At 43.8% G+C, this 22,261-nt stretch carries 19 protein-coding genes; 3 read left to right on the top strand and 16 right to left on the bottom strand.

All coding sequences use genetic code 11. The features are described 5' to 3' along the window. Nucleotides 1-84: 84 nt before the first annotated feature. From spoIIR to prfA, 3 genes are all read right to left on the bottom strand, one after another. Nucleotides 85-777: a stage II sporulation protein R gene (gene spoIIR / locus IQ19_RS19810; RefSeq protein ID WP_144544364.1), complete on the bottom strand. Its 693-nt coding sequence runs from the start codon at nt 775-777 to the stop codon at nt 85-87. A gap of 170 nt (nt 778-947) precedes the next feature. Then, complete coding sequence (gene prmC, locus IQ19_RS19805) at nt 948-1,802, bottom strand: peptide chain release factor N(5)-glutamine methyltransferase (RefSeq protein WP_144544362.1); 855 nt, start codon at nt 1,800-1,802, stop codon at nt 948-950. Between the two features lie 7 nt (nt 1,803-1,809). Next, entirely contained in the window at nt 1,810-2,883 is a 1,074-nt protein-coding gene (gene prfA / locus IQ19_RS19800; RefSeq protein WP_144544360.1) for a peptide chain release factor 1, read from the bottom strand. A 216-nt stretch (nt 2,884-3,099) separates the two neighbouring features. On the opposite strand from prfA, the gene IQ19_RS19795 reads away from it, so the two are divergent. Together IQ19_RS19795 and IQ19_RS19790 are read left to right on the top strand one after the other, a co-directional pair. Next, nucleotides 3,100-3,759 (top strand): GntR family transcriptional regulator, encoded by a 660-nt coding sequence (locus IQ19_RS19795; protein ID WP_144544358.1) that lies wholly within the window; start codon nt 3,100-3,102, stop codon nt 3,757-3,759. Nucleotides 3,760-3,770: 11 nt separating this feature from the next. Further along, nucleotides 3,771-4,733 carry a DMT family transporter gene (locus IQ19_RS19790; protein ID WP_144544356.1) on the top strand — a complete coding sequence of 321 codons (963 nt, stop codon included), beginning with the start codon at nt 3,771-3,773 and terminating at the stop codon, nt 4,731-4,733. 26 nt (nt 4,734-4,759) lie between these two features. Here IQ19_RS19790 and IQ19_RS19785 read toward each other — a convergent pair whose 3' ends face one another. From IQ19_RS19785 to IQ19_RS19745, 9 genes are all read right to left on the bottom strand, one after another. Next, nucleotides 4,760-5,200, bottom strand: a complete 441-nt coding sequence (locus IQ19_RS19785) for a hypothetical protein (protein WP_144544354.1) — start codon at nt 5,198-5,200, stop codon at nt 4,760-4,762. A gap of 499 nt (nt 5,201-5,699) precedes the next feature. Continuing rightward, the gene (locus IQ19_RS19780; RefSeq protein WP_144544352.1) at nt 5,700-6,320 is read right to left on the bottom strand and encodes a thymidine kinase; all 621 of its coding nucleotides are present in this window, start codon (nt 6,318-6,320) and stop codon (nt 5,700-5,702) included. A gap of 294 nt (nt 6,321-6,614) precedes the next feature. Next, the gene (gene rpmE / locus IQ19_RS19775) at nt 6,615-6,827 is read right to left on the bottom strand and encodes a 50S ribosomal protein L31 (protein WP_009332279.1); all 213 of its coding nucleotides are present in this window, start codon (nt 6,825-6,827) and stop codon (nt 6,615-6,617) included. A 417-nt stretch (nt 6,828-7,244) separates the two neighbouring features. Continuing rightward, on the bottom strand, nt 7,245-8,510 hold the full coding sequence (rho, locus tag IQ19_RS19770) for a transcription termination factor Rho (protein WP_144544350.1): 1,266 nt from the start codon (nt 8,508-8,510) through the stop codon (nt 7,245-7,247). A gap of 351 nt (nt 8,511-8,861) precedes the next feature. Next, a complete protein-coding gene (glpX, locus tag IQ19_RS19765) occupies nt 8,862-9,824 on the bottom strand; it encodes a class II fructose-bisphosphatase (RefSeq protein WP_144544348.1) in 963 nt (320 codons plus the stop codon). A gap of 316 nt (nt 9,825-10,140) precedes the next feature. Next, a complete protein-coding gene (locus tag IQ19_RS19760) occupies nt 10,141-11,427 on the bottom strand; it encodes a UDP-N-acetylglucosamine 1-carboxyvinyltransferase (protein WP_144544346.1) in 1,287 nt (428 codons plus the stop codon). 834 nt (nt 11,428-12,261) lie between these two features. Beyond that, the gene (gene fsa, locus IQ19_RS19755) at nt 12,262-12,903 is read right to left on the bottom strand and encodes a fructose-6-phosphate aldolase (RefSeq protein WP_144544344.1); all 642 of its coding nucleotides are present in this window, start codon (nt 12,901-12,903) and stop codon (nt 12,262-12,264) included. Nucleotides 12,904-13,224: 321 nt separating this feature from the next. After that, a complete protein-coding gene (locus tag IQ19_RS19750) occupies nt 13,225-14,082 on the bottom strand; it encodes a class II fructose-bisphosphate aldolase (RefSeq protein WP_144544342.1) in 858 nt (285 codons plus the stop codon). Nucleotides 14,083-14,338: 256 nt separating this feature from the next. Continuing rightward, on the bottom strand, nt 14,339-14,716 hold the full coding sequence (locus IQ19_RS19745) for a response regulator (RefSeq protein WP_199749505.1): 378 nt from the start codon (nt 14,714-14,716) through the stop codon (nt 14,339-14,341). 214 nt (nt 14,717-14,930) lie between these two features. On the opposite strand from IQ19_RS19745, the gene IQ19_RS19740 reads away from it, so the two are divergent. Further along, nucleotides 14,931-15,452: a DUF2529 domain-containing protein gene (locus tag IQ19_RS19740; protein WP_144544339.1), complete on the top strand. Its 522-nt coding sequence runs from the start codon at nt 14,931-14,933 to the stop codon at nt 15,450-15,452. A gap of 153 nt (nt 15,453-15,605) precedes the next feature. Here IQ19_RS19740 and IQ19_RS19735 read toward each other — a convergent pair whose 3' ends face one another. From IQ19_RS19735 to icmF, 4 genes are all read right to left on the bottom strand, one after another. Continuing rightward, nucleotides 15,606-17,210: a CTP synthase gene (locus tag IQ19_RS19735; RefSeq protein WP_144544337.1), complete on the bottom strand. Its 1,605-nt coding sequence runs from the start codon at nt 17,208-17,210 to the stop codon at nt 15,606-15,608. Nucleotides 17,211-17,513: 303 nt separating this feature from the next. Then, nucleotides 17,514-18,092 (bottom strand): DNA-directed RNA polymerase subunit delta, encoded by a 579-nt coding sequence (gene rpoE / locus IQ19_RS19730; RefSeq protein WP_144544335.1) that lies wholly within the window; start codon nt 18,090-18,092, stop codon nt 17,514-17,516. A gap of 506 nt (nt 18,093-18,598) precedes the next feature. Then, complete coding sequence (locus IQ19_RS28160; RefSeq protein ID WP_181395925.1) at nt 18,599-18,775, bottom strand: hypothetical protein; 177 nt, start codon at nt 18,773-18,775, stop codon at nt 18,599-18,601. Nucleotides 18,776-18,938: 163 nt separating this feature from the next. Continuing rightward, on the bottom strand, nt 18,939-22,205 hold the full coding sequence (icmF, locus tag IQ19_RS19725) for a fused isobutyryl-CoA mutase/GTPase IcmF (protein WP_144544333.1): 3,267 nt from the start codon (nt 22,203-22,205) through the stop codon (nt 18,939-18,941). Between the last annotated feature and the right edge of the window lie 56 nt (nt 22,206-22,261).

Raw genomic sequence — 22,261 nt, 5'->3', positions numbered from 1 at the left:
TTAACACCTTGTCTTAATTGTAATATTTTTTCCAGCTTCTAAAATGATTCTAAAAAAGAAAAGACTTGCCGTCACAGCAAGTCTTTATCCGAAGATTTTCTCCCATATTTCTACTAAAAAGAATTTTACCTCTACAGGCTGTTCATCTTCTTCTGTATAAACAGGAGGTGTATCTTCCTTTGGCTCTTTTTTCGAATCTGTGCCAGCAGCAGCTACCTCTTTCTCTGCTTTAACGTCTCCCTTTTTTTCACCTTCTTCAAAACCTTCACTTACAGCCACACCGTTTGAAAAATCTAAGAAGCATAGAGGAGGGAATAACACACACCACCAGTTGGCCCCTTTGCCTTCACCCAGTGTAATTAAAATCGCTTCATACTCACCGGCGGGATATAAAAACTGGCCGTATAGCTTTGTAGGAAAACTTACTTTTCCAAAATCCGTATTTACTTTCTGGTCAAATCCTTCTCCCTCAACAACTTCTTCTGCAATCTTTTGAATCTCTGGCAATCTGGACTGAATCAAGTTTCGGGCATCTTCTATCGATGTTAACTCTGCAACCCACTCTGTAATCTCTTCGTTTACAGCGTCTCTAACTTTTCTCTTAAGTTCCTGGTCCTCTTCATCATCACTGTTAGCCAGAATTCGAAGCCTGATTGCCTCGCTTGGAATCACCATCGGTTCATCTGCCGTCACTTCTGTTTTTGGTATATATAAACTTAGAATCGTTCCCAAGGATAAAATCAACACATATAATTTCACAATCGTTTTTGTTTTCATCTCTCCGACACCGTCCCTTCACTATCCTCATTGTGGACAGGATGCCAGATTCTTAAACTATTAAAATTAAAAAAATTCCTAATAACATTTTCTTCTCTAACAACCTATAAAAATCGACAAAATTCGGGTGGTACCTGGTACCAATAAAAAAACCGCCACCCGGCGATTTTTTATCCTATTTCTGCAAATACCATGCGGTCTTTACCGTTGATGTCAAAGATTGTTTCTACTTTTGCATGTGGGAAGGTTTGCTGCAGAAGTGAGGAGACGGCTTCGCTTTGGCCGGTGCCTACTTCTAAGCCTACGATGGCCCGCCCGTTTAGGACGGCTGGCAGTTCCTCCATGAAACGCCTGTACAGATCGAGGCCATCTTCTCCGGCAAATAGAGCACGATGTGGTTCGTGCTTGGTGACAACGTCTGACATCCATTCTACGTCCCTCTCAGGAATATAAGGAGGATTTGATAGGATGATATCAAACCGCTTTCCCTGAGAAATAAATGGCTGCAGAAGATCCCCATGCACAAATTCAATGTCAGCGCCATTCTGCTCTGCATTTTCCTTTGCCAACTGCAGTGTCGGGCCGTAAATATCTGTTGCTGCTACATGTAGTTCTGGCTTCTCAAGCTTCATAGTGACTGCAATCGCTCCGCTGCCTGTACCTATATCCGCTAATTGGAGTCCATCAGCATCTCCAAACAACTTCGGGATCCTTTGCAGGGCATGATACACAAGCTCTTCCGTTTCCGGCCTTGGAATAAGTACATCCTCATTCACTAGGAAAGTCCGCCCATAAAATTCTTCAGAACCAATAATATATTGCACAGGCTGTCCCGCGGCGTGAGCATGTACAGCCTCCTGAAAGACCTCCAGGATCTCGGGCTGCAAATTTTCGCGTAAATTTGCCAAAAAGCTCGCTCTGCCCATTTGCATAAAGTGCTGCAATAATAACTCGCCGGCATTTTCATCGCGGTTCGCCTTTTTTAAAAAAGAAGAAGCCCAATTGAGGGCTTCATATACTTTCATGGTTGGATTACTCATTGGATGCACTGTCCAGTTTCGCAGATTGCTCTTCAACGATTAGCGCGTCAATGACTTCATCTAGTTTACCTTGAAGAATTTGATCAAGCTTTTGGATCGTTAAGCCAATGCGGTGATCGGTTACACGGTTTTGCGGGAAGTTGTACGTACGGATACGTTCTGAACGGTCACCTGTTCCAACAGCAGATTTACGCTGCTGATCGTACTCAGCCTGTGCTTCCTGCTGGAATTTATCATACACACGTGCACGAAGGACCTTCATCGCTTTTTCCTTATTCTTGATCTGTGATTTTTCATCCTGGCAGGATACAACCGTACCAGTCGGCAAGTGAGTTAAACGCACGGCTGACATGGTGGTGTTAACACTCTGTCCGCCCGGTCCGCTTGATGCGAATGTATCTACACGTATATCTTTTTCATGAATATCAATTTCGACTTCTTCTGCTTCAGGAAGAACAGCAACAGTTGCAGTAGAAGTGTGGATACGCCCGCCAGATTCTGTTTCCGGAACACGCTGAACACGGTGTGCGCCGTTTTCAAACTTAAGTTTGGAATATGCGCCATTTCCGTTGATCATAAAAATGATTTCCTTATATCCGCCAACACCTGTGGAGCTGGCTTCAATAACGTCGATCTTCCAGCCCTGCGCCTCGGCATAGCGGCTGTACATACGATATAAGTCGCCTGCAAATAAAGCTGCCTCGTCACCGCCGGCCGCTCCGCGGATTTCCATAATAACGTTCTTATCATCATTAGGGTCTTTAGGAATAAGAAGGATTTTCAGGCGGGCTTCCAGGTCCTCTTTTCTTTCCTCAAGCTCATCCAACTCTTCTTTTACCATTTCGCGCATTTCCGCATCAAGCTTTTCTTCCAGCATAGCACGCGCATCCTGGTATTGTTCTTTCACTTCTTTATATTCTCGATATGTGTCAACAGTTTCCTGAATATCAGACTGTTCCTTTGAATATTCACGCAGCTTTTTTGGATCATTGACAATTTCCGGATCGCTCAAAAGCTCATTTAGTCTTTCATAACGGTCCTCTACAGATTGAAGACGATCAAACACAGCCATTCACCTCATTTTATCCATTAGCCGCCGGACTTTAGCCAGCGGAATATATTTTAAAAATAAATTTACATCCGTAACTCCATAACATTCTAATTATAGTATAGGTGATAGTTGCAGTCAAAACCAATCGCGAATATGGATGCTGTCCTGCTGGCGAAAGAAATTTTCTGAAAAGTCATTGCCTGTTTTTGTGATATCCGATATATTGGTTTTATGAAAAATAAAAAATTTACTCCAATTAAACGTTTGTCCCTAAGAGATGAAGTTTACGAAACACTAAAGAACAGTATTGTCCAGCTTGATTTCGAACCGGGTGCGCGACTTCATGACAAGGAACTTGCTGAGGATTTCGGGATCAGCCGGACTCCAGTCAGGGAAGCTTTAAAGCGACTTGAGGATGAAGGGCTTGTTGAATCAACTCCCGGCTCCTCTACCCGTGTTACACCATTAAAAGAAGAGGAGGCCAGCCACGCTTTTACAGTAGCAGCTGCTTTGCACGCATTGGGCGCCAGGCTCTCAATTCCACAATTAGCTGAAAGAGATTTAGACCTGTTGGAATCAGCCAATGAAGAACTGGAACTTGCTTTGAAACAACAGGACTTTATTGGTGCGATCAAGGCTGATGAAGCTTTCCACCAAATATATCTTCAGGCAGCAAAAAATCCAGAGATTATCTCGGCTTTAAAAAGAATCATACCAAAGATTCAGCGTCTGGAAATAGCCCAATTCGGGTCTTTAAATGGGCTTAAATCTGTTGAACAGCATAAAAAGATTATTGAAGTTAGCAGGCAAAGAAATGCGGATATGGCATCCAGGCTTGTTGAGGAAAACTGGCTGAGTCTCGGAGAGCTTTTAACAAGCAAAGGAAAATGAGGTGATCTGGCTTGAAGGCAATTATATTAGGGGTTTGCTCCGCATTCTTCTTTGCGTTTACGTTCGTATTGAACCGCGCAATGGAAATGGATGGCGGCAGCTGGCTTTGGAGCGCGTCGCTCCGCTATTTTTTTATGGTTCCCCTGCTGGTGGCAATTGTGGCTTTTAGAGGGAACTTGCGCCCGCTTTTAGCTGAAATGAAAAAAGCGCCCGGACAGTGGCTATTATGGAGCTTTGTGGGCTTTGGTCTATTCTATGCCCCATTATGCTTTGCTGCAGCCTACGGACCTGGATGGCTGATTGCCGGTACCTGGCAGATTACGATTATTTCTGGTTCACTCCTGGCCCCTCTTTTTTACGTTGCCTATCAATCGGGAAATGGAATGGTTCGGGTACGAGGCAAGATTCCCTATCGCGGCTTGATGATGAGCACGATTATTCTGCTTGGAGTTGCGGTCATGCAATGGGAGCACGCCTCCTCCATCTCCTGGCGCGAAACCCTGTTAGTTGTACTTCCATTAATCTTAGCATCTTTCGCCTATCCATTAGGCAACCGCAAAATGATGGACGTCTGCGAAAACCGGCTTGATGCCTACCAGCGGGTGCTTGGCATGACCATTGCCAGTCTGCCCTTCTGGCTGATTCTTTCCTTAGCAGGTCTTGCTTCTGCTGGACTGCCAAGTTCTGGCCAGGTAATCCAATCCGGCTTGGTCGCCCTTTTCTCCGGTGTATTTGCGACCGTATTGTTTTTCGCAGCCACCGACCTTGTTCGAGGCAATATGCAAAAATTAGGTGCAGTGGAAGCGACCCAATCTCTGGAGGTTCTTTTTGCTGTCGCCGGCGAGGTAGTTCTGCTATCTAGCCCGCTTCCTTCAGGCGTTTCCTTGACCGGCATGGCACTCGTCATCGCCGGAATGGTGCTTCATAGTTATGTAACATCCAACAAAGTTATTTTAAAAAGAAAAGCTGCGTAAAAAAATGCCCTGTAAAGCAGGGCATTTTACGTGCGATCTTCCTGGACTTTTACTTCAATATGATAACGTGGAAGAGCTTTTATCAGCATTCTATGCAATTGCGCTTCGGCATCAATTTTTTCCTGATTGGTCATCATGCCTTTTCGATAAGCTGTTACCCACATATCTTCTCCATTTACCCAAACCGCACCAGGGCGGTAGCCTTCATTAGCGGCAATCACCTTGCGCGCATGGTTGATATCATCCTGGTTGTCCAGGCGTTTGCCATCGAAATTAATAAAATTGGGGTTCTGGTCGCCGCTAAAAGTCCTGTCCAATGTATCATTGTCCTCTGTGCGATCCAGATCGTTGTTTATAAATGAAGTGCCATCCCTGCTCTCTTGGTTATAAGCATTCTCTGTCCCCTGATCTTGGGCACAGCCAGCCATAAATGCGAGCATCAGAATGAAAACACTAAGTTTTTTCATAACTAACACCTCCTTTTTATAGGATGTCCGCTATAGGGAGGAATGTGCGGGCCAAATTAAGGCAAAATTCGGGGCATAGTACTTTCAATTAGCTGATTGGTAATAATGAAGACGTTTTTTAAGTTCTGATCACTTTTTTTGGCGTCATGAAACCTTTATGAAGACGTTTCATGAGCTCTGTTCACTTTTTTGGGCGTCATGAAGCCTTCATGAAGACGTTTTTTAGGTTCTGATCACTTTTTTTGGCGGCAGGGAGCCTTTATGAAGACGTTTTTTAGGTTCTGATCACTAATTTTGGCGTCATGGAGCCTTCATGAAGACGTTTTTTGGATTCTAATCATTAATTTAGGCGTCATGGAGCTTTTATGAGAACGATCTTTGTGTTTGGGCTTAACACACTTTTTGGCGTCATCGGACTAAATGAAGTCAAATCCCTTTTGCCTCCATAAAAAAACTGCCCGGAACATTGCCAGGGCAGAGAGATCGTTAAGTATGAAAATTATGATAAAGACTCAGTTGTCTCAGGATTTTCTATAATATTGGGCGACTTGGGAACTTCATGATGATGGCGACAGCGCGGTTCGTATGCTTCTGATGCGCCAACCAGGATAACTGGATCATCATATGAAGCAGGCTTTCCATTGATCAGGCGCTGTGTACGGCTTGCAGGCGATCCGCAAACGGCACATACAGCCTGGAGCTTTGTAACCAATTCAGCAATCGCCATGATCGCAGGCATTTGGCCAAAAGGCTCTCCGCGGAAATCCTGATCTAGCCCGGCAGCGATCACACGGTGTCCGCTATCAGCCAGGTGCTGGATGACCTTCACAATGTCGTTGTCGAAAAACTGCACCTCATCGATGGCAATCAAATCAATTTCAGAATTAATGTATTTAAAAATATCTGTAGACTGGTTTAGGGGTCTAGCTATGATAGAAGTTCCATTGTGTGAAACGACAGCCTCATCACTGTACCGGTTATCAATTTGCGGCTTAAATACGGCAATCTGCTGCTTAGCAAACTGAGCTCTTCGTACACGGCGAATCAGCTCTTCTGATTTGCCTGAAAACATGCTTCCGCAAATGACTTCCACCCATCCGTGATGATTCATAACGTACATGAACGGCCTCTCCTTCCTCATTCTAACTAATATAATTACGAAAAGCGTAAGGCGCCTGAAGCTAGACACTAGTCAGACTTCAAAATTACACTTTTCTATTTTTTGTTCTATTTATTATTTTATGAAGAAAGGGTCGAGCTGTTAATTTACCTTGTACTCGCGCGCTTTTTAAAGAGCCTTGGGTAAAAAGGCCCTGGCAAAAAAGTTCTTCATATCCGCATAAAGACCGGCGTCCGGCCTTCATTAGCAATAAAAAACAGGCAAGAAAGTTAACTTGCCTGTTTTTGTTGTTTATTATTTTTGTTCTGACTTAATGCCGTATTTCTTATTGAAACGGTCAACACGTCCGCCAGCTTCAGCGAATTTTTGACGTCCAGTATAGAATGGGTGGCACTCAGAGCAAGTCTCAACGCGGATTTCTTCTTGAACAGAACCGGTTTCGAACTCATTACCGCAAGCACATTTCACCATTGCTTTTTTATAGTTAGGATGAATTCCTGATTTCATTCTTTTCATCTCCTTCCGCCCTGAATCATTCGAAACAGAGTTATATATTACGGGCAACCATCGATTGCCGTAAACTTCAAAAACACACTGTCATCATTATAACAAGTCCATTTGTATTTTGCAATAAGCGAATTATGCATCCTGGATTTTCCAAAAAGGAACTCATTTCTCATAAATAGTTGTTTTGCTTGTTAATGTTGCCCGTTGATTTCCGCTGCAGGCACTCGCTTTCCACGGGGCTACCGGAAGCCTCCTCGACGCTATGCGTCTGCGGGGTCTCCCTTGGTACGCTACTCCCGTAGGAGTCTCGCGCCTTCCGCTCCAATCAACTCAGTGGGTTAACATTAATTTTTCGTCGAAAAAAACCTTATACAAAACAACCTTCCAAAAAAACTGCTAAAAAGCTTTCAAATGTTATTAAGAACGCTTAGCCTTCATTTCCTCAGCCAAATTAGCAAAGAACTCTTCGTTTGATTTTGTCTGTTTTAGCCTGCGGAGCAGTTTTTCAGCAAAGTCAGGTGAATCGGACATTGACTTGCGAATCGCCCATAGCTTATCAAGGTGGTCTTTCTGGATAAGCAATTCTTCTTTGCGCGTTCCGGAACGGCGAATATCGATGGCTGGGAAGATTCTTCTTTCAGCCAGCGAGCGGTCAAGGTGAAGTTCCATATTTCCAGTACCCTTAAACTCTTCGTAAATAACATCGTCCATACGTGAACCTGTATCAACCAGCGCAGTCGCAAGGATCGTTAAGCTTCCGCCTTCTTCGATATTGCGGGCCGCACCAAAGAAACGCTTCGGACGGTGGAACGCAGCAGGGTCGATACCGCCTGACAATGTTCTTCCGCTAGGAGGAATGACAAGATTATAAGCTCTTGCCAGCCTTGTAATGCTATCCATCAAAATGACAACATCGCGCTTATGCTCAACTAAACGCATGGCGCGTTCAAGAACAAGTTCGGCCACTTTAATATGGTTCTCTGGCACTTCGTCAAACGTTGAACTGACAACATCGCCAGCCACAGAACGCTCAATATCTGTTACCTCTTCCGGACGCTCGTCAATCAATAGGACAATTAATTCTGCTTCCGGATGGTTAGTTGTAATGCTATTGGCAATTTCTTTTAAAAGCATGGTTTTACCTGCTTTAGGAGGCGCAACGATTAGACCGCGCTGCCCAAAACCGACTGGCGCAAGCAAGTCCATAATTCTTGTGGAAACCTGTCTTGTACCTGTTTCCAGCTTCATATGGCGGTTTGGATATAAAGGTGTTAATCCTGGGAAATGAACACGCTCTTTCGCTGATTCCGGATCATCGCCATTAACAGCTTCTACTTGAAGCAGGCCGAAATAGCGTTCGTTTTCCTTTGGAGGGCGAACCTTCCCTGATACTTTATCTCCGTTTCTTAAATCAAAGCGGCGAATCTGCGAAGCGGAAATATAAATGTCCTCAGAGCTTGGCGAATAGTTGATCGGACGAAGGAATCCAAAGCCTTCTGATTGGATGATTTCCAATACGCCTTCCATGAAAAAGTAGCCCTCTTGCTCTGCCCTTGCTTTCAGGATGGCAAAAATTAATTCTTTTTTCGATAACTTGCTGTAATAAGAAACTTTATATTCACGGGCAAGTTCATAAAGCTCTTTTAGCTTCATATTTTCTAAACTTGAAATGTTTAAACCCATTTTTACACCACACTTTTGAAATTTTCAATCATTTCCTTCATATGCAGCTGTACGAATATAGGACTTTATATGAAAGGAATGGGAAAGACTCTTTTGAGGTTCTTGAAAAAGTTGAAGAATATCTACTTATGCTCTTAATAAAAGGTTTCGAGGAATGGACCGGTTTGATGTCCGTTTTCAGTTGAAATAAGGAGGTTTCCTCTTCAGTAAAAAACAATCTCTATTGTACCCCTTAATATGAATTTTAATCAATAACAAAATTTGAAATGGAAAATATAGCAGGAAGGAAATGAAAATGAGCAGGCTGGCACTCAAGGCCAGCACTCATTCTCAATCTATCTATGTCTTATCTTATTTAATCACAAGATTAGGCTTTTTCTTAAAGCTGTGGCGTCCCTCGATAAAGCGGACAGTTCCTGATTTAGCACGCATAACAACCGAATGAGTTGAACCGTATGAACCTTTAAACTGAACGCCTTTAAGAAGTTCTCCGTCTGTTACACCTGTTGCGGCAAATATGGCGTCATCGCCTCTTACCAAGTCCTCCATTAGAAGAACTTTGTTAATATCAAGACCCATCTTCAGGCAACGTTCTACCTCTGCGTCATTCTGAGGAAGAAGTTTACCCTGGATTTCCCCGCCAAGGCATTTAAGGGCAACCGCTGCAAGGACGCCTTCCGGAGCACCGCCTGAACCGAACAGGATGTCTACACCGGTTTCGTCGAAAGCTGTGTTAATCGCTCCAGCAACGTCACCGTCATTGATTAGTTTGATTCTTGCCCCTGCATCGCGCAGCTGGCTGATAATATGCTCGTGGCGCTCACGGTTAAGAACGGTTGCCACTACATCATTGATATCTTTATTTTTTGCTCTTGCGACCGCTTTCAAATTATCCAAAACAGAAGCGTTAATATCAATTTGTCCTACCGCTTCAGGGCCGACAGCAATTTTATCCATGTACATATCCGGAGCATGCAGCAGGTTTCCATGGTCAGCAACAGCCAGTACAGCCAGTGCATTCCAGCCGCCAGATGCTACGATATTCGTACCTTCCAATGGATCGACTGCTACATCGACGCGAGGTCCGTAGCCTGTTCCAAGCTTTTCCCCAATGTAAAGCATTGGCGCCTCATCCATTTCACCTTCTCCGATAACCACTGTTCCCTTCATCGGTACAGTATCAAACACATCTCTCATCGCAGATGTAGCTGCATCATCCGCTTCATCCTTTAAACCGCGCCCCATCCAGCGTGCTGATGCTAAAGCGGCACCTTCTGTTACACGGACAAGCTCCATTGACAAACTTCTTTCCATCGATCTTTCCTCCCCAGATTCTAAGGCAGAATTGCATGGGTGAATGGCAGGCCGGTTTATGGCCAGCGCCGCATCACCCGCCTTATTTTATTGGTGTAAAGTTCTCTTTATCTTAAGAACTGTTAAACTTGCCTGTTGATTTCCGCATCAGGCGCTCAGCGAACCGCGGACGGTCCGTCGCTCCTCCCGCAGGACATTGAGTAAGCATCCTCGAATAAACACCGCACGAAGAAAATGCGAATGCATTTTCGAGGGTCTGGCTCCTTCCGCTCCAATCAACAGGGTGCCAAAACCCAACTTTGATTTTTAAACGGCACTAAGCGTTTTTCATTTGTTCCAGTTCTTCTTTGCTCATTTCTTCGCGCCAAATTGTGGCACCCAGCCCATTCAATTTTTCAACCAAGTGGCTGTAGCCTCTGTCAATATGCTCAAGACCCGTTACTTCCGTGACTCCCTCAGCCATTAAGCCTGCGATCACAAGCGCAGCGCCTGCTCTCAAATCACTTGCCTTCACCTTGGCGCCCTGAAGCTGGACTGGACCGTTAATAATTGCGGAACGGCCTTCCACCTTAATATTGGCATTCATTCTGCGCAGCTCATCAATATGCTTAAAACGGGCACTATAAATGGTATCAGTGACCATGCTCGTTCCTTCTGCCCCTGTCAGCAGCGAGGTCAGCGGCTGCTGGAGGTCAGTAGGGAAACCAGGATATACCAGTGTTTTAATATCGACAGCTTTCATTTTTTCAGCCGGGCCGACAAAAACCTGATCGTCCTTCGTTTCTATCTGAACGCCCATTTCACGAAGTTTTGCAATCAGCGATTCAAGGTGATGAGGAATGACATTGTCAATCAGCACACCCTCGCCTGCTGCAGCGCCAACGATCATATATGTTCCTGCTTCAATCCGGTCAGGAATGATCGTATGCTGGCAGCCATGCAGGTTGTCGACTCCGTCAATACGGATGACATCTGTACCGGCTCCCTTAATTTTCGCACCCATATTGGTCAGCAATGTAGCAACATCGATAATTTCCGGTTCTTTTGCGGCATTTTCAATTATTGTTCTGCCTTTTGCCCGGACTGCGGCAAGCATAATATTAATCGTTGCCCCAACGCTGACAACATCCAGATAAATACGCGCCCCGCGCAGTTCATCGGCACGCAAATAAATGGCCCCCTGCTCGTTAGTCACACGTGCGCCAAGAGCTTCAAACCCCTTAATATGCTGGTCAATCGGCCTTGGCCCAAGATGGCAGCCTCCAGGCAATCCAATGACAGCTTTTTTAAAGCGGCCAAGCATGGCTCCCATCAAGTAATAGGAAGCACGCAATTTTTTTACTTTTCCGTTCGGCAAAGGCATGGAAATCATGGAAGAGGGATCAACAGTCATATCATTGTCTGTAAATTCAACCGTTCCCCCTATTTCTTCAAGCAGATCTTTTAAAATTTGAACATCCGAAATATCCGGCAAACCTTCAATCGTCACAGGCGACTCCGCTAAAATAGTAGCCGGGATCAATGCCACCGCACTGTTCTTGGCTCCGCTAATCCGGACTGTTCCTTTTAAAGGATATCCGCCTGCAATCATAAGCTTTTCCATTTGTAACTCCCTTCTAAGCCGTTGTTAATCGTGGACTGCTGAGAATAGCTTCTTAATTAGATAACTGTCTAGCTCCAATGCCTAGCCCCTCGAGTCATAAGCCAAATCACTCCAGAAATCAGGATTTCCTGCGTGATTCGTCTTATGCTTGTCGGGGCTGAACAGGCACTTCCGCTTTTCTAATGAGAGCCCTTACAGCAAAAGCTATACACTACTTTTCTAACCAATTACGTCAGAAAATAGCCCTAGCTTCTATAAGAAACCGAAATAGGCTTGTCCTATTGAATGTCAGAAAATATCTTTGGGAAAATATGCACTTTCATATTATCATGTATCTGCCGTTTTACAACATTGTTAGATGTATTAGGAACAATTTTCCATCTGTTTTTTACAGATTCCGACATTATCTTTATCTTATAGTTTACACGAAAAATCAAATCTCATGTATCGATAACGAAAAAAGTTAAAATTAAGAAAGAAGTACTAAAAGCAGAGGTTCAGGTTATGGGGCTGGCTTTGTTCCGCCATATTTCCTGCAGCGGATACAAAGCCAGATACCTAGAGTTATTTTACCGAAGAATCAAAACTGCTTTCTATAAAGTTTAATCTTATAGAATAGACAGTTGTCTAGCTCCAGCACCTATCGACTTGACGTGCTTCCCTCACCTCGTCTACGACGACGCACAGGATGTGCTAGTAAGGCGAGGCGCACAGGACGTGCGCGCTTCCGAGCGTTATAAGTCAACATCGAATCGCTATCGCTCTTCGTGTTTCCTTTATCTCACTCGGCTCAGTCCACCACGCTTCGTCGATGAGCAAGGTGCCTCCGCTTTTCTATCTGGAATTCCAGTCCGCTAAGAAAGCTTCAATTCCCTTATCTGTCAGCGGATGGTTGAATAATTGCTGAATTACTTTATACGGAACAGTCGCAATATGCGCACCTCTTAAAGCTGCATCGGTTACGTGCTGAGGATGTCTGATGGATGCTGCAATGATTTCCGTTTCAATGTCATGAATAGCAAAGATTTCTGCAATTGTTGAAATTAAATCCAGACCGTTGTGGCCAATATCATCCAAGCGCCCAAGGAATGGTGAAACATAGGTTGCACCAGCTCTTGCCGCAAGAAGTGCCTGGTTTGCACTGAAGATTAATGTAACATTTGTTTTAATGCCTTCTTTTGAAAAAGCGCTAACGGCCTTTAATCCATCCGGAGTCATCGGAACTTTAATGGTAATGTTTGGTGCAATTGCGGCAAGCTCTTTCCCTTCTCTAATCATTCCTTCTGCATCGAGGGCGATTACTTCTGCACTCACTGATCCTGGGACCAATTCCGTAATTTCGCGAAGGCGGTCAGGAAATGATACATTTTTTTCCTTCGCAACCAATGATGGATTTGTTGTTACACCAGCTACTACACCAAGCGAAAAAGCTTCTTTAATTTCTTCCATATTTGCCGTATCGATAAAAAACTTCACAATAATCCCACCTTATATAATATTTTGATAATTATTAATGAAAATCTCTATGTATCCTTTATTAGGGTCTTTTTTAAATTTGCCTGTTGATTTTCGTTCAAGGTACTCTCTTTCCGCGGGCGGCCCGGGAGCCTCCTCGGCGCCGCGCCTGCAGGGTCTCCCTTTACTCGCTTCTCCCGCTGGTGTCCCGTGCCTTCCACTTCAATCAACAGGGTGCCAAAATCACTAACCCGCTTTAACATACCTTTTATTAATATAAAATGAAGGGAAACCGCCTCTGTAAACTAGAAGGCGGTTTCTATTATTGCTTGTTCAGTTCTTTTATGCTTTATCTGAAGAACCAAACTCACGCATTTTGCCGATTACTGTTTCTTTAATCGCTTCACGTGCAGGCCCTAAGTATTTGCGTGGATCATACATTTCTGTATCTGCAGCCAATACTTCACGAACACGCTTTGCAGAAGCAATTTGGTTCTCTGTATTTACATTGATTTTAGCTGTCCCTAAAGAAACTGCTTTTTGAATATCTTTTGTTGGGATACCTGTTCCGCCATGAAGAACTAAAGGAACACCTGTAAGGTTTCCGATTTCTTCCATTTCAACAAAACCTAAGTTAGGTTCGCCTTTGTAAGGGCCATGAACAGAACCCAGTGCTGGAGCAAGGCAGTCGATGCCTGTGCGCTTCACTAGCTCTTCACATTCTTTTGCATCTGCATAAATAACGCCATCAGCAACAACATCGTCTTCCTGTCCGCCGACAGTTCCTAACTCAGCTTCTACTGAAACGCCTTTTGAATGTGCATATTCAACCACTTTGCTAGTAGTTGCTACGTTTTCTTCAAACGGATCATGGGAAGCGTCGATCATAACAGAAGTGAATCCTGCATCGATTGCTTCTTTACATTTATCAAAACTTGAACCGTGGTCTAAATGGATAGCCACTGGCACTGTAATTTTGTAATCTTCCAGCAGTCCTTCAACCATTTTTACAACCGTTTTGAAGCCGCCCATGTAACGAGCCGCACCTTCGGAAACACCAAGGATTACAGGTGATTTTTCCTCTTCTGCAGCCTGCAGGATAGCTTGAGTAAACTCAAGGTTGTTTAAGTTAAATTGACCTACTGCATAGCCTTCTGATTTTGCTTTGTTCAGCATTTCAGTCATAGAAACTAAAGGCATTTTTCTTCCTCCTTATTGATGATCGTTTAAGTTTTCACAGGACAAATACTGTTAAAGTTTTCCCCTTAACACTACCGAATATGTACCCTTTAAACTCCCTGATAAACGAAAGCGATCCTATGGAATTCATTTGTTATCATACCAAAAAGGATTTAGAAATGCCATTAATCTTGAGCGTTTTTCTTAATTGTCATAAAGCAAACGCTATCATTTTCATAACGATGGAATTTCAGGGTAAAAACGGTTTTTTTACGCTTTAATTCGAATTGGGAACCGGCAAATACTTCTTCACCGCTGCCCGAATATCATCGATATCAAATGGTTTTGCAAAGTGGGTAAGAGCGCCAAGATCTTTGGCTTCCTGAATCATATCCAACTCACCATATGCAGTCATGATGATAACCCGGATATCCTGATCAACCACTCTCATCCTTTTTAAAATTTCAATCCCATCCATTCCTGGAATTTTCATATCCAGAAGGACAAGGTCAGGCGAATGCTTGGAAACAATGTCGAGAGCCTGGACTCCATTGGCAGCCTGGTATGTGTCGTACCCTTCTTTTTGTAATACCTCATTAAGTAAAATGCGGATTCCGAACTGATCATCTACGATTAAAATTTTCCCTTTCATCAAGCCACCTCTTCCTGTCGTTTTAAAAGCACTTTGATTAAATACTTACTCAAGTATGACTGCAGGTCACTTAACTGTACATTCTCCTACAAGTAATTTCTCTACAAAACAGCATTATTCCTGCTATTTTTTGCAATTTTACTGTGAAAATTTTACCTTTCCCTTTCGTTTTACTATAATAGAACCTCAGGAGCAGTGACCGAAGGAGTGAAATACTTTGTTAAAAATGTTTTCTACCCAGCTTGCAGGATTGTTCAAACGGCTGCAGGAAAAAGAGGAATTTACCATCGAAGACAGCGCGCGCCTTCTGGCCCAAGCCGCTGCAGGCGACGGAAAAATATATTTTTATGGAACAAAGGAAATGAGCGGAATTGGCTATGAAGCTACCCAAAGCCAGGAACCGTTCCGGGATGCGGCTATTTGGGAAAATGATGACGAAATTTCGGAAACAGACAGATTTATTATTTTTTCAAGGAATTCCGATGATGAAGAGGCTATTGAATTAGCAAAAAAATTGGCCAATAAGGAAATCCCATTTGTGGCAGTTAGTACGGAAAAAGCTGATAGCAGCGACAATCTCGCCAATTTGGCCGATGTTCATATCGATTTGAAGTTAACGAAAGGGCTCCTTCCTGACGAAGAAGGAAACCGCTTCGGCTACCCTGCCTCCATGGCTGCTTTATTTGTGTATTACGGAATCAAATTTACGATTGAAGAGATTTTGGCTGAATACGAATAATACTTTTGCCATTTTCAAGAAAAAAGGCTAAAACTCCTATTCCAAATTGAATAGAACCGCGAAATATCCATTTTTATCCGCGGAAAGTACCTCATGTTCTTTTCAGCCTACTAAAAAAATCCCTCCGCACCTGGAGGGATTTTTCATATCTTATCATTTCTCGCTAACTTTCAGTGATGCCCCAATAAATTCACGGAATAGAGGCTGCGGGCGTGTTGGCCTTGAAATAAATTCCGGATGGAACTGGGATGCAACGAACCAAGGATGATCCTTCACTTCGATGATTTCCACCAAGCGGCCGTCCGGGCTTGTACCAGAAAAGACAAAACCGGCTTTTTCCATGTCCTGGCGGTAGTGGTTGTTAAACTCATAGCGATGGCGATGGCGCTCATAAACCACTTCATCCTGGTAAGCTTCAAATGCTTTCGTGTCTTCATCCAATTTACAAGCTTGTACTCCAAGTCTCAATGTTCCGCCTAAATCTTCGATGTCTTTTTGCTCAGGCAGAAGGTCGATGATTGGGTGCTCTGTGTTAGGGTCTATTTCTGCAGAGTGTGCATCTTTTAGGCCCAGTACGTTTCTTGCAAATTCAATGGAAGCCAGCTGCATGCCAAGGCAAATGCCCAGGAATGGCTTTTTATTTTCACGGGCAAATTGGATCGCAAGAATTTTACCTTCAATCCCGCGGTCGCCGAATCCTCCTGGAACAAGGATTCCATCTGCATCGTTCAGCAATTCTGTTACATTATCCTTATTTACTTCTTCAGAATTGATCCATTTAATTTCAATATCAGAATCATAAGCATAACCTGCATGTTTTAATGCTTCTACTACAGAAATATAAGCATCCTGCAATTCAACATATTTACCGACAAGGGCAATTTTTGTTTTCTTGGACAGGTTTAGAACCTTATCAACAAGCTGCTTCCACTCTGTCATATCCGCTTCTCCGCACTCCAGCTTCAAATGCTTGCAGACAATCTGGTCAAGTTGCTGCTTTTGAAGAGATAGCGGCACAGAATATAAAGTTTCTGCATCTGTTGCTTCAATAACCGCTTCCTTATCGATATCACAGAATAGAGCAATTTTATCCTTCATGTCCTGGGAAATCGGCATTTCCGTACGAAGAACAATCACGTTTGGCTGGATGCCAAGGCTTCTTAGTTCTTTCACGCTATGCTGAGTCGGCTTTGTTTTCATTTCTCCTGCTGCTTTAAGATAAGGAACCAATGTACAGTGAATGTACATCACATTGTCACGGCCGATATCGCTCTTGATCTGGCGAATCGCTTCAAGGAAAGGAAGTGATTCGATATCCCCGACCGTTCCGCCGATTTCTGTAATGACAACATCCGCATTGGTTTCATGCCCTGCACGGAAAACCTTGTCCTTTATTTCATTGGTAATATGCGGAATAACCTGTACAGTTCCTCCGTTATAATCTCCACGGCGTTCTTTTCGAAGCACCGTTGAGTAGATTTTACCCGTTGTAACACTGCTGTACTTTGTCAGGTTAATATCAACAAAGCGCTCATAGTGCCCCAAGTCCAAATCAGTCTCTGCACCGTCACCCGTTACGAAAACCTCACCATGCTGGTACGGGCTCATTGTTCCCGGATCCACATTTATGTAAGGATCAAATTTTTGAATCGTAACCGTTAAACCTCTGTTTTTCAAAAGGCGACCAAGTGATGCTGCTGTGATCCCTTTTCCTAATGACGAAACAACTCCGCCTGTTACAAAAATATACTTTGTCATGTAAAATTCCCCCTCAATATCAGTTTGTGCATATTCGTCTTGGTTTAAAGACTTCATTATAAAAATTCTATCTTCCAGCTGCCGGATTTTTTAACTCGCAGCTGCACCATTCGGCAAAGGGGAGGAAACGCAATTTTATCCTATTCACCCTAGGCAGAGACTGTTATTCGCCTCTTCCATATAAAAAATAAAAAGCGCTCCGCTTACTTATAAAGTAAGGGAGCGCTATTAGCGTCTAACGAATCGTTCCTTTTTTAAGGAGCCCAAAAATGATTCTACAAGCCCTGAAACGAAAAGTCAAGATTATAAATCTTCTTCTTCATCCTCAAGCTCAAGTTCATCTTCTTCAAGCTCTTCATCATCATCTTCAAGATCGAATTCTTCATCCTTATCAATGATTTCCTCGTCATCCTCGAAGTCTTCGTCAATATCATCATCGTCATCAAGAAGATCGTCATCATCGTCGTCTTCTGTCAGGTCGTCATCATCAAATCCGTCGATATCATCGTAATCGATATCCTCTTCATCCAGCTCATCGTAATCTTCAAGGTCAAGATCATCATCAACCTTCTTCTTCGCCTTTTTCTTCTTAGGCTTGATAACGGTAACGACTTCTTCTTCATACTGGTCTACCGGATACCAGGAACGAAGGCCCCAGCGGTTGTCACCCAATCCGATAAAATGGCCATCTATATTTAAATCAGTGTAGAACTGTGCAATTTTCGATTTAACTTGTTCTTCTGAAAGGTCCAGAAGTTTAGCCACTTCACCCATAATGTCATTAAAAGCCATTGGCTCTTTTTTGCTTTTTAAAAGTTCATAAGCCACTTCAATTAATGACATCTCTTGTAATTCTTCTTTTGAGATTTGTTTCAAACTCAATATCAGCACTTCCTTTCCCTATGTAACGCTATGGAACAGCGTAATAACCTATCAATCACTTTAAGTGAAGCTCCGCAATATCAGTACGGCATTGCTTCAAATCTTCAGGTCCGCCCCTTAAAGAGCTTTGGACAGCCTGCAAGAAGGCATATTCTTCATTATAAACAAATTTTTACGGTTTATGCCAGTTATATCTGCTGTTCATCCATTTTTTCTGCGATTTTATTTTGCAGTCCTTTTTAACATAAAGCTCTGTTAAAGAGGACTGTTGATTTCCGCTCAAGAAACTCAGCGAACAGCGGGCGGTCCGACGCTCCTCGTCGCTTTGCTCCTGCGGGGTCTCCCTTTGATCCGCACTCCCGCAGGACTTTGAATAAGCATCCTTGTATAAACACCGCACGAAGAAAATGCGAAATGCATTTTCGAGGAGTTCGTGCCTTCCGCTCCAATCAACAGGGTGCTAAAAACAACAATAAGCTTTAACAGAGCCTAATAAAAAGAAGAATTTAATCTGCCCTTTTCCTTTTCCTGCTTTTCAATGGCTGATCCATCTGTTTATAAGCCAGCCAAGTAAAATAAAACGATAATAAAAAGAATGCAATGGCTCCAAGCTGTCTTTCATATAGGAAGTAAACGCCCGCAATAGCCCCCACTAAAGCTGCATACAGAAATATTCTCTTCACATTTTCACATCCTCAGCATCCCCGAAGTGCACCACTATGTATAATGATTCCATTATATAGGATATGGATGTATCTTGTGTTAATTCAGTGTAAAAAAACAGGACCTATAACTCTGGAAAAATAAGGGCCTGCAGCAAGAGGCTGCAAGCCCTTATAAATCCTTTTACATATTCCGGCGATATTGTCCGCCAACTTCATATAGCGCACGTGTGATTTGTCCAAGGCTTGCCACTTTGACGGTTTCCATTAATTCAGCAAAAATGTTGCTGCCGCTGACAGCCGTTTCCTTCAAACGGTTCAAAGCCTTTTCTGCTTTATCTTTATTGCGCTCCTGGAAGCTGCGCAGATTGCGGATCTGGGTTTCTTTTTCTTCCTTCGTTGCTCTTGCAAGCTCCATACTGTCCATTTCTTCCTCTGAAGGAGGGTTCGGATTCAAGTATGTGTTTACTCCGATAATTGGAAGCTCCCCTGTATGCTTCTTCATTTCATAATACATGGACTCATCCTGGATCTTGCCGCGCTGATATTGAGTTTCCATGGCACCAAGCACGCCACCGCGATCATTAATGCGTTCGAACTCCTTTAATACCTGCTCTTCTACAAGATCGGTTAGCTCATCTACAATGAACGCGCCCTGAAGCGGATTTTCATTCTTTGATAAGCCATGCTCTTTAGTAATGATCATCTGGATGGCCATCGCACGGCGAACAGATTCCTCTGTCGGTGTGGTAATCGCTTCATCATAAGCGTTTGTATGAAGCGAGTTGCAATTATCCTGCAGGGCCATCAATGCCTGCAGAGTTGTACGGATATCATTAAAGTCGATTTCTTGTGCATGCAGCGAACGTCCGGAAGTCTGGATATGGTACTTCAGCTTCTGGCTTCGTTCATTGGCGCCATACTTATCCCTCATTACGGTTGCCCAGATGCGGCGCGCCACACGGCCAAGCACCGTATACTCAGGATCAAGTCCGTTTGAGAAGAAGAATGAAAGGTTTGGTGCGAAATCATTGATGTTCATGCCTCTGCTCAAATAGTACTCTACATATGTGAAGCCATTTGCCAATGTAAACGCGAGCTGTGAAATCGGGTTGGCACCCGCTTCAGCGATATGGTAGCCAGAGATCGATACAGAGTAATAATTCCGGACTTTGCGGTCAATAAAGTACTGCTGGATATCTCCCATCATTCGAAGCGCAAACTCTGTGGAGAAGATACATGTATTTTGGCCCTGGTCTTCTTTTAAAATATCAGCCTGAACCGTTCCCCTCACTGTCTCCAGTGTTTTCGCCCTTACTTCGGTAAACTCTTCCGGAGTGAGCACTCGGCCAAGTACCTGCTCTTTTGCTTCAATCTGCTGCTCAATCGCTGTATTCATAAACATGGCCAATATGATCGGAGCCGGTCCATTAATCGTCATGGATACGGATGTAGATGGATGGCATAAATCAAATCCTGCATACAGTTTTTTCATATCATCAAGCGTACAAACACTGACACCGCTCTCCCCAACTTTTCCGTAAATGTCCGGGCGGTAATCCGGGTCTTCTCCGTAAAGGGTGACCGAATCAAACGCAGTGCTCAAACGCTTAGCTGAATCATCTTTTGAAAGATAGTGGAAGCGGCGATTTGTCCGTTCAGGTGTACCTTCGCCGGCAAACTGCCTTTTCGGGTCTTCTCCCTCGCGTTTGAATGGGAAAACGCCTGCTGTATACGGGAATGAACCCGGGACATTTTCTCTGTACACCCAGCGGATGATTTCTCCATAATCCTTGTACTTAGGCAGTGCCACCTTTGGAATAGAAAGGCCTGATAAGCTCTTTGTTTTTAAAACCGTTACGATTTCCTTATCACGGATTTTTGTCACAAATTGCTCGCCTGAATATTTTTCCTTCAGACTATCCCAGCCTTTAAGAATATTCTTCGTTTCTGCTGTCAGTCTATCTTCCGCTGCACCTTTGATTGCCTCCAGAGAAGCGATAACCTCATCGTTTCCTTCCTGTTCCTTTACCGCAAGAAGGGCACCCTCCAACTGGAATAATTTGCGGGCAAGCTCGGCCTGCTCTTCGGCTTTCTTATGATAGCCTCGGACTGTGTCTGAAACCTCACGCAAATAATAGCGCTGCTCATTTGGAATAATGACATTCTGCTTTTCAACTTTCGCTTCTTTTGAAAAACTTGTCTCCCAATCTGTGCCCGCATTTTTGTTAATTGTTTCAACCAGTGCAGCGAACACCGCATTCGTTCCCGGATCATTGAACTGGCTTGCAATCGTACCGTATACCGGCATTTCTTCTAATTCTTTTTCAAAAAGCATACGGCTGCGCTGATATTGCTTTTGCACCTGGCGCATGGCATCTTCAGACCCCTTGCGCTCAAATTTATTGATAACGATTAAGTCTGCATAATCAATCATGTCTATTTTTTCAAGCTGGGAAGGAGCGCCGAACTCACTTGTCATCACATACATAGAGACATCACAAATTTCAGTAATGCCCGCATCCCCTTGCCCGATTCCGCTCGTTTCCACAATAATCAAGTCAAAGCCGGCTGCCTTTACAACCGAAATCGCATCCTGAATCGCAAGTGAAAGCTCACTGCGTGAATTTCTTGTTGCAAGGCTTCTCATATAAACGCGCGGATTAAAGATTGCGTTCATACGGATGCGGTCACCCAGAAGCGCACCGCCCGTTTTTTGCTTAGTCGGATCAACGGACAGGATGGCGACCTTCTTTTCCGGGATTTCGTTGATAAAACGGCGGATCAGCTCATCCGTTAAAGAGCTTTTACCTGCACCGCCTGTACCTGTAATCCCAACAACCGGCACCTGTTTTTCAAGCGACTTTACTTTCTCCATAACGGTTTCCAGAGATGCCGCTGCTTCTTTGCTCTCCGTAACCTGATGCTCAGCAAGGGTAATCAGCTTGGCAATTGCATTGGTTTCCCCCTCCTGAAGCTTTTCAATTTGCTCGGATGACTCTGCTGTGAAAGTCGGAAAATCACATTCTTTAATCATCTGGTTGATCATGCCCTGCAGGCCGGACTTTCGACCATCTTCAGGAGAAAAGATTCTTGCGATTCCGTAATCATGCAATTCCTTGATTTCCTTCGGGATGATCACTCCGCCGCCACCGCCATAAATGCGGATGTGGGAAGCGCCTCTTTCCTTCAGCAAGTCATACATATACTTAAAATATTCAACATGTCCTCCCTGATAAGAGGAAATCGCGATTCCCTGTACATCTTCTTGAATCGCCGCGTTGACGACTTCTTCTACCGAGCGGTTATGTCCGAGATGGATAACCTCCGCACCGCTTGCCTGAATAATTCTTCGCATTATGTTAATGGAAGCATCGTGGCCATCAAAAAGACTTGAAGCCGTCACAAAGCGAATATGATTTTTCGGCTTATACACTTCTGGATTACTCATACTTCTCCCCCTTGTCCGAAAGCACAGGCACCTGGGCAGCTGATGCCTGTGCGCAT

This window comes from Cytobacillus oceanisediminis, from assembly GCF_007830235.1.
In the GTDB taxonomy this organism is placed as follows: Bacteria; Bacillota; Bacilli; order Bacillales; family Cytobacillaceae; genus Cytobacillus; species Cytobacillus oceanisediminis.
Note: the sequence above shows the minus strand (reverse complement) of the source record. Positions and strands in the feature narration are given on the sequence as shown.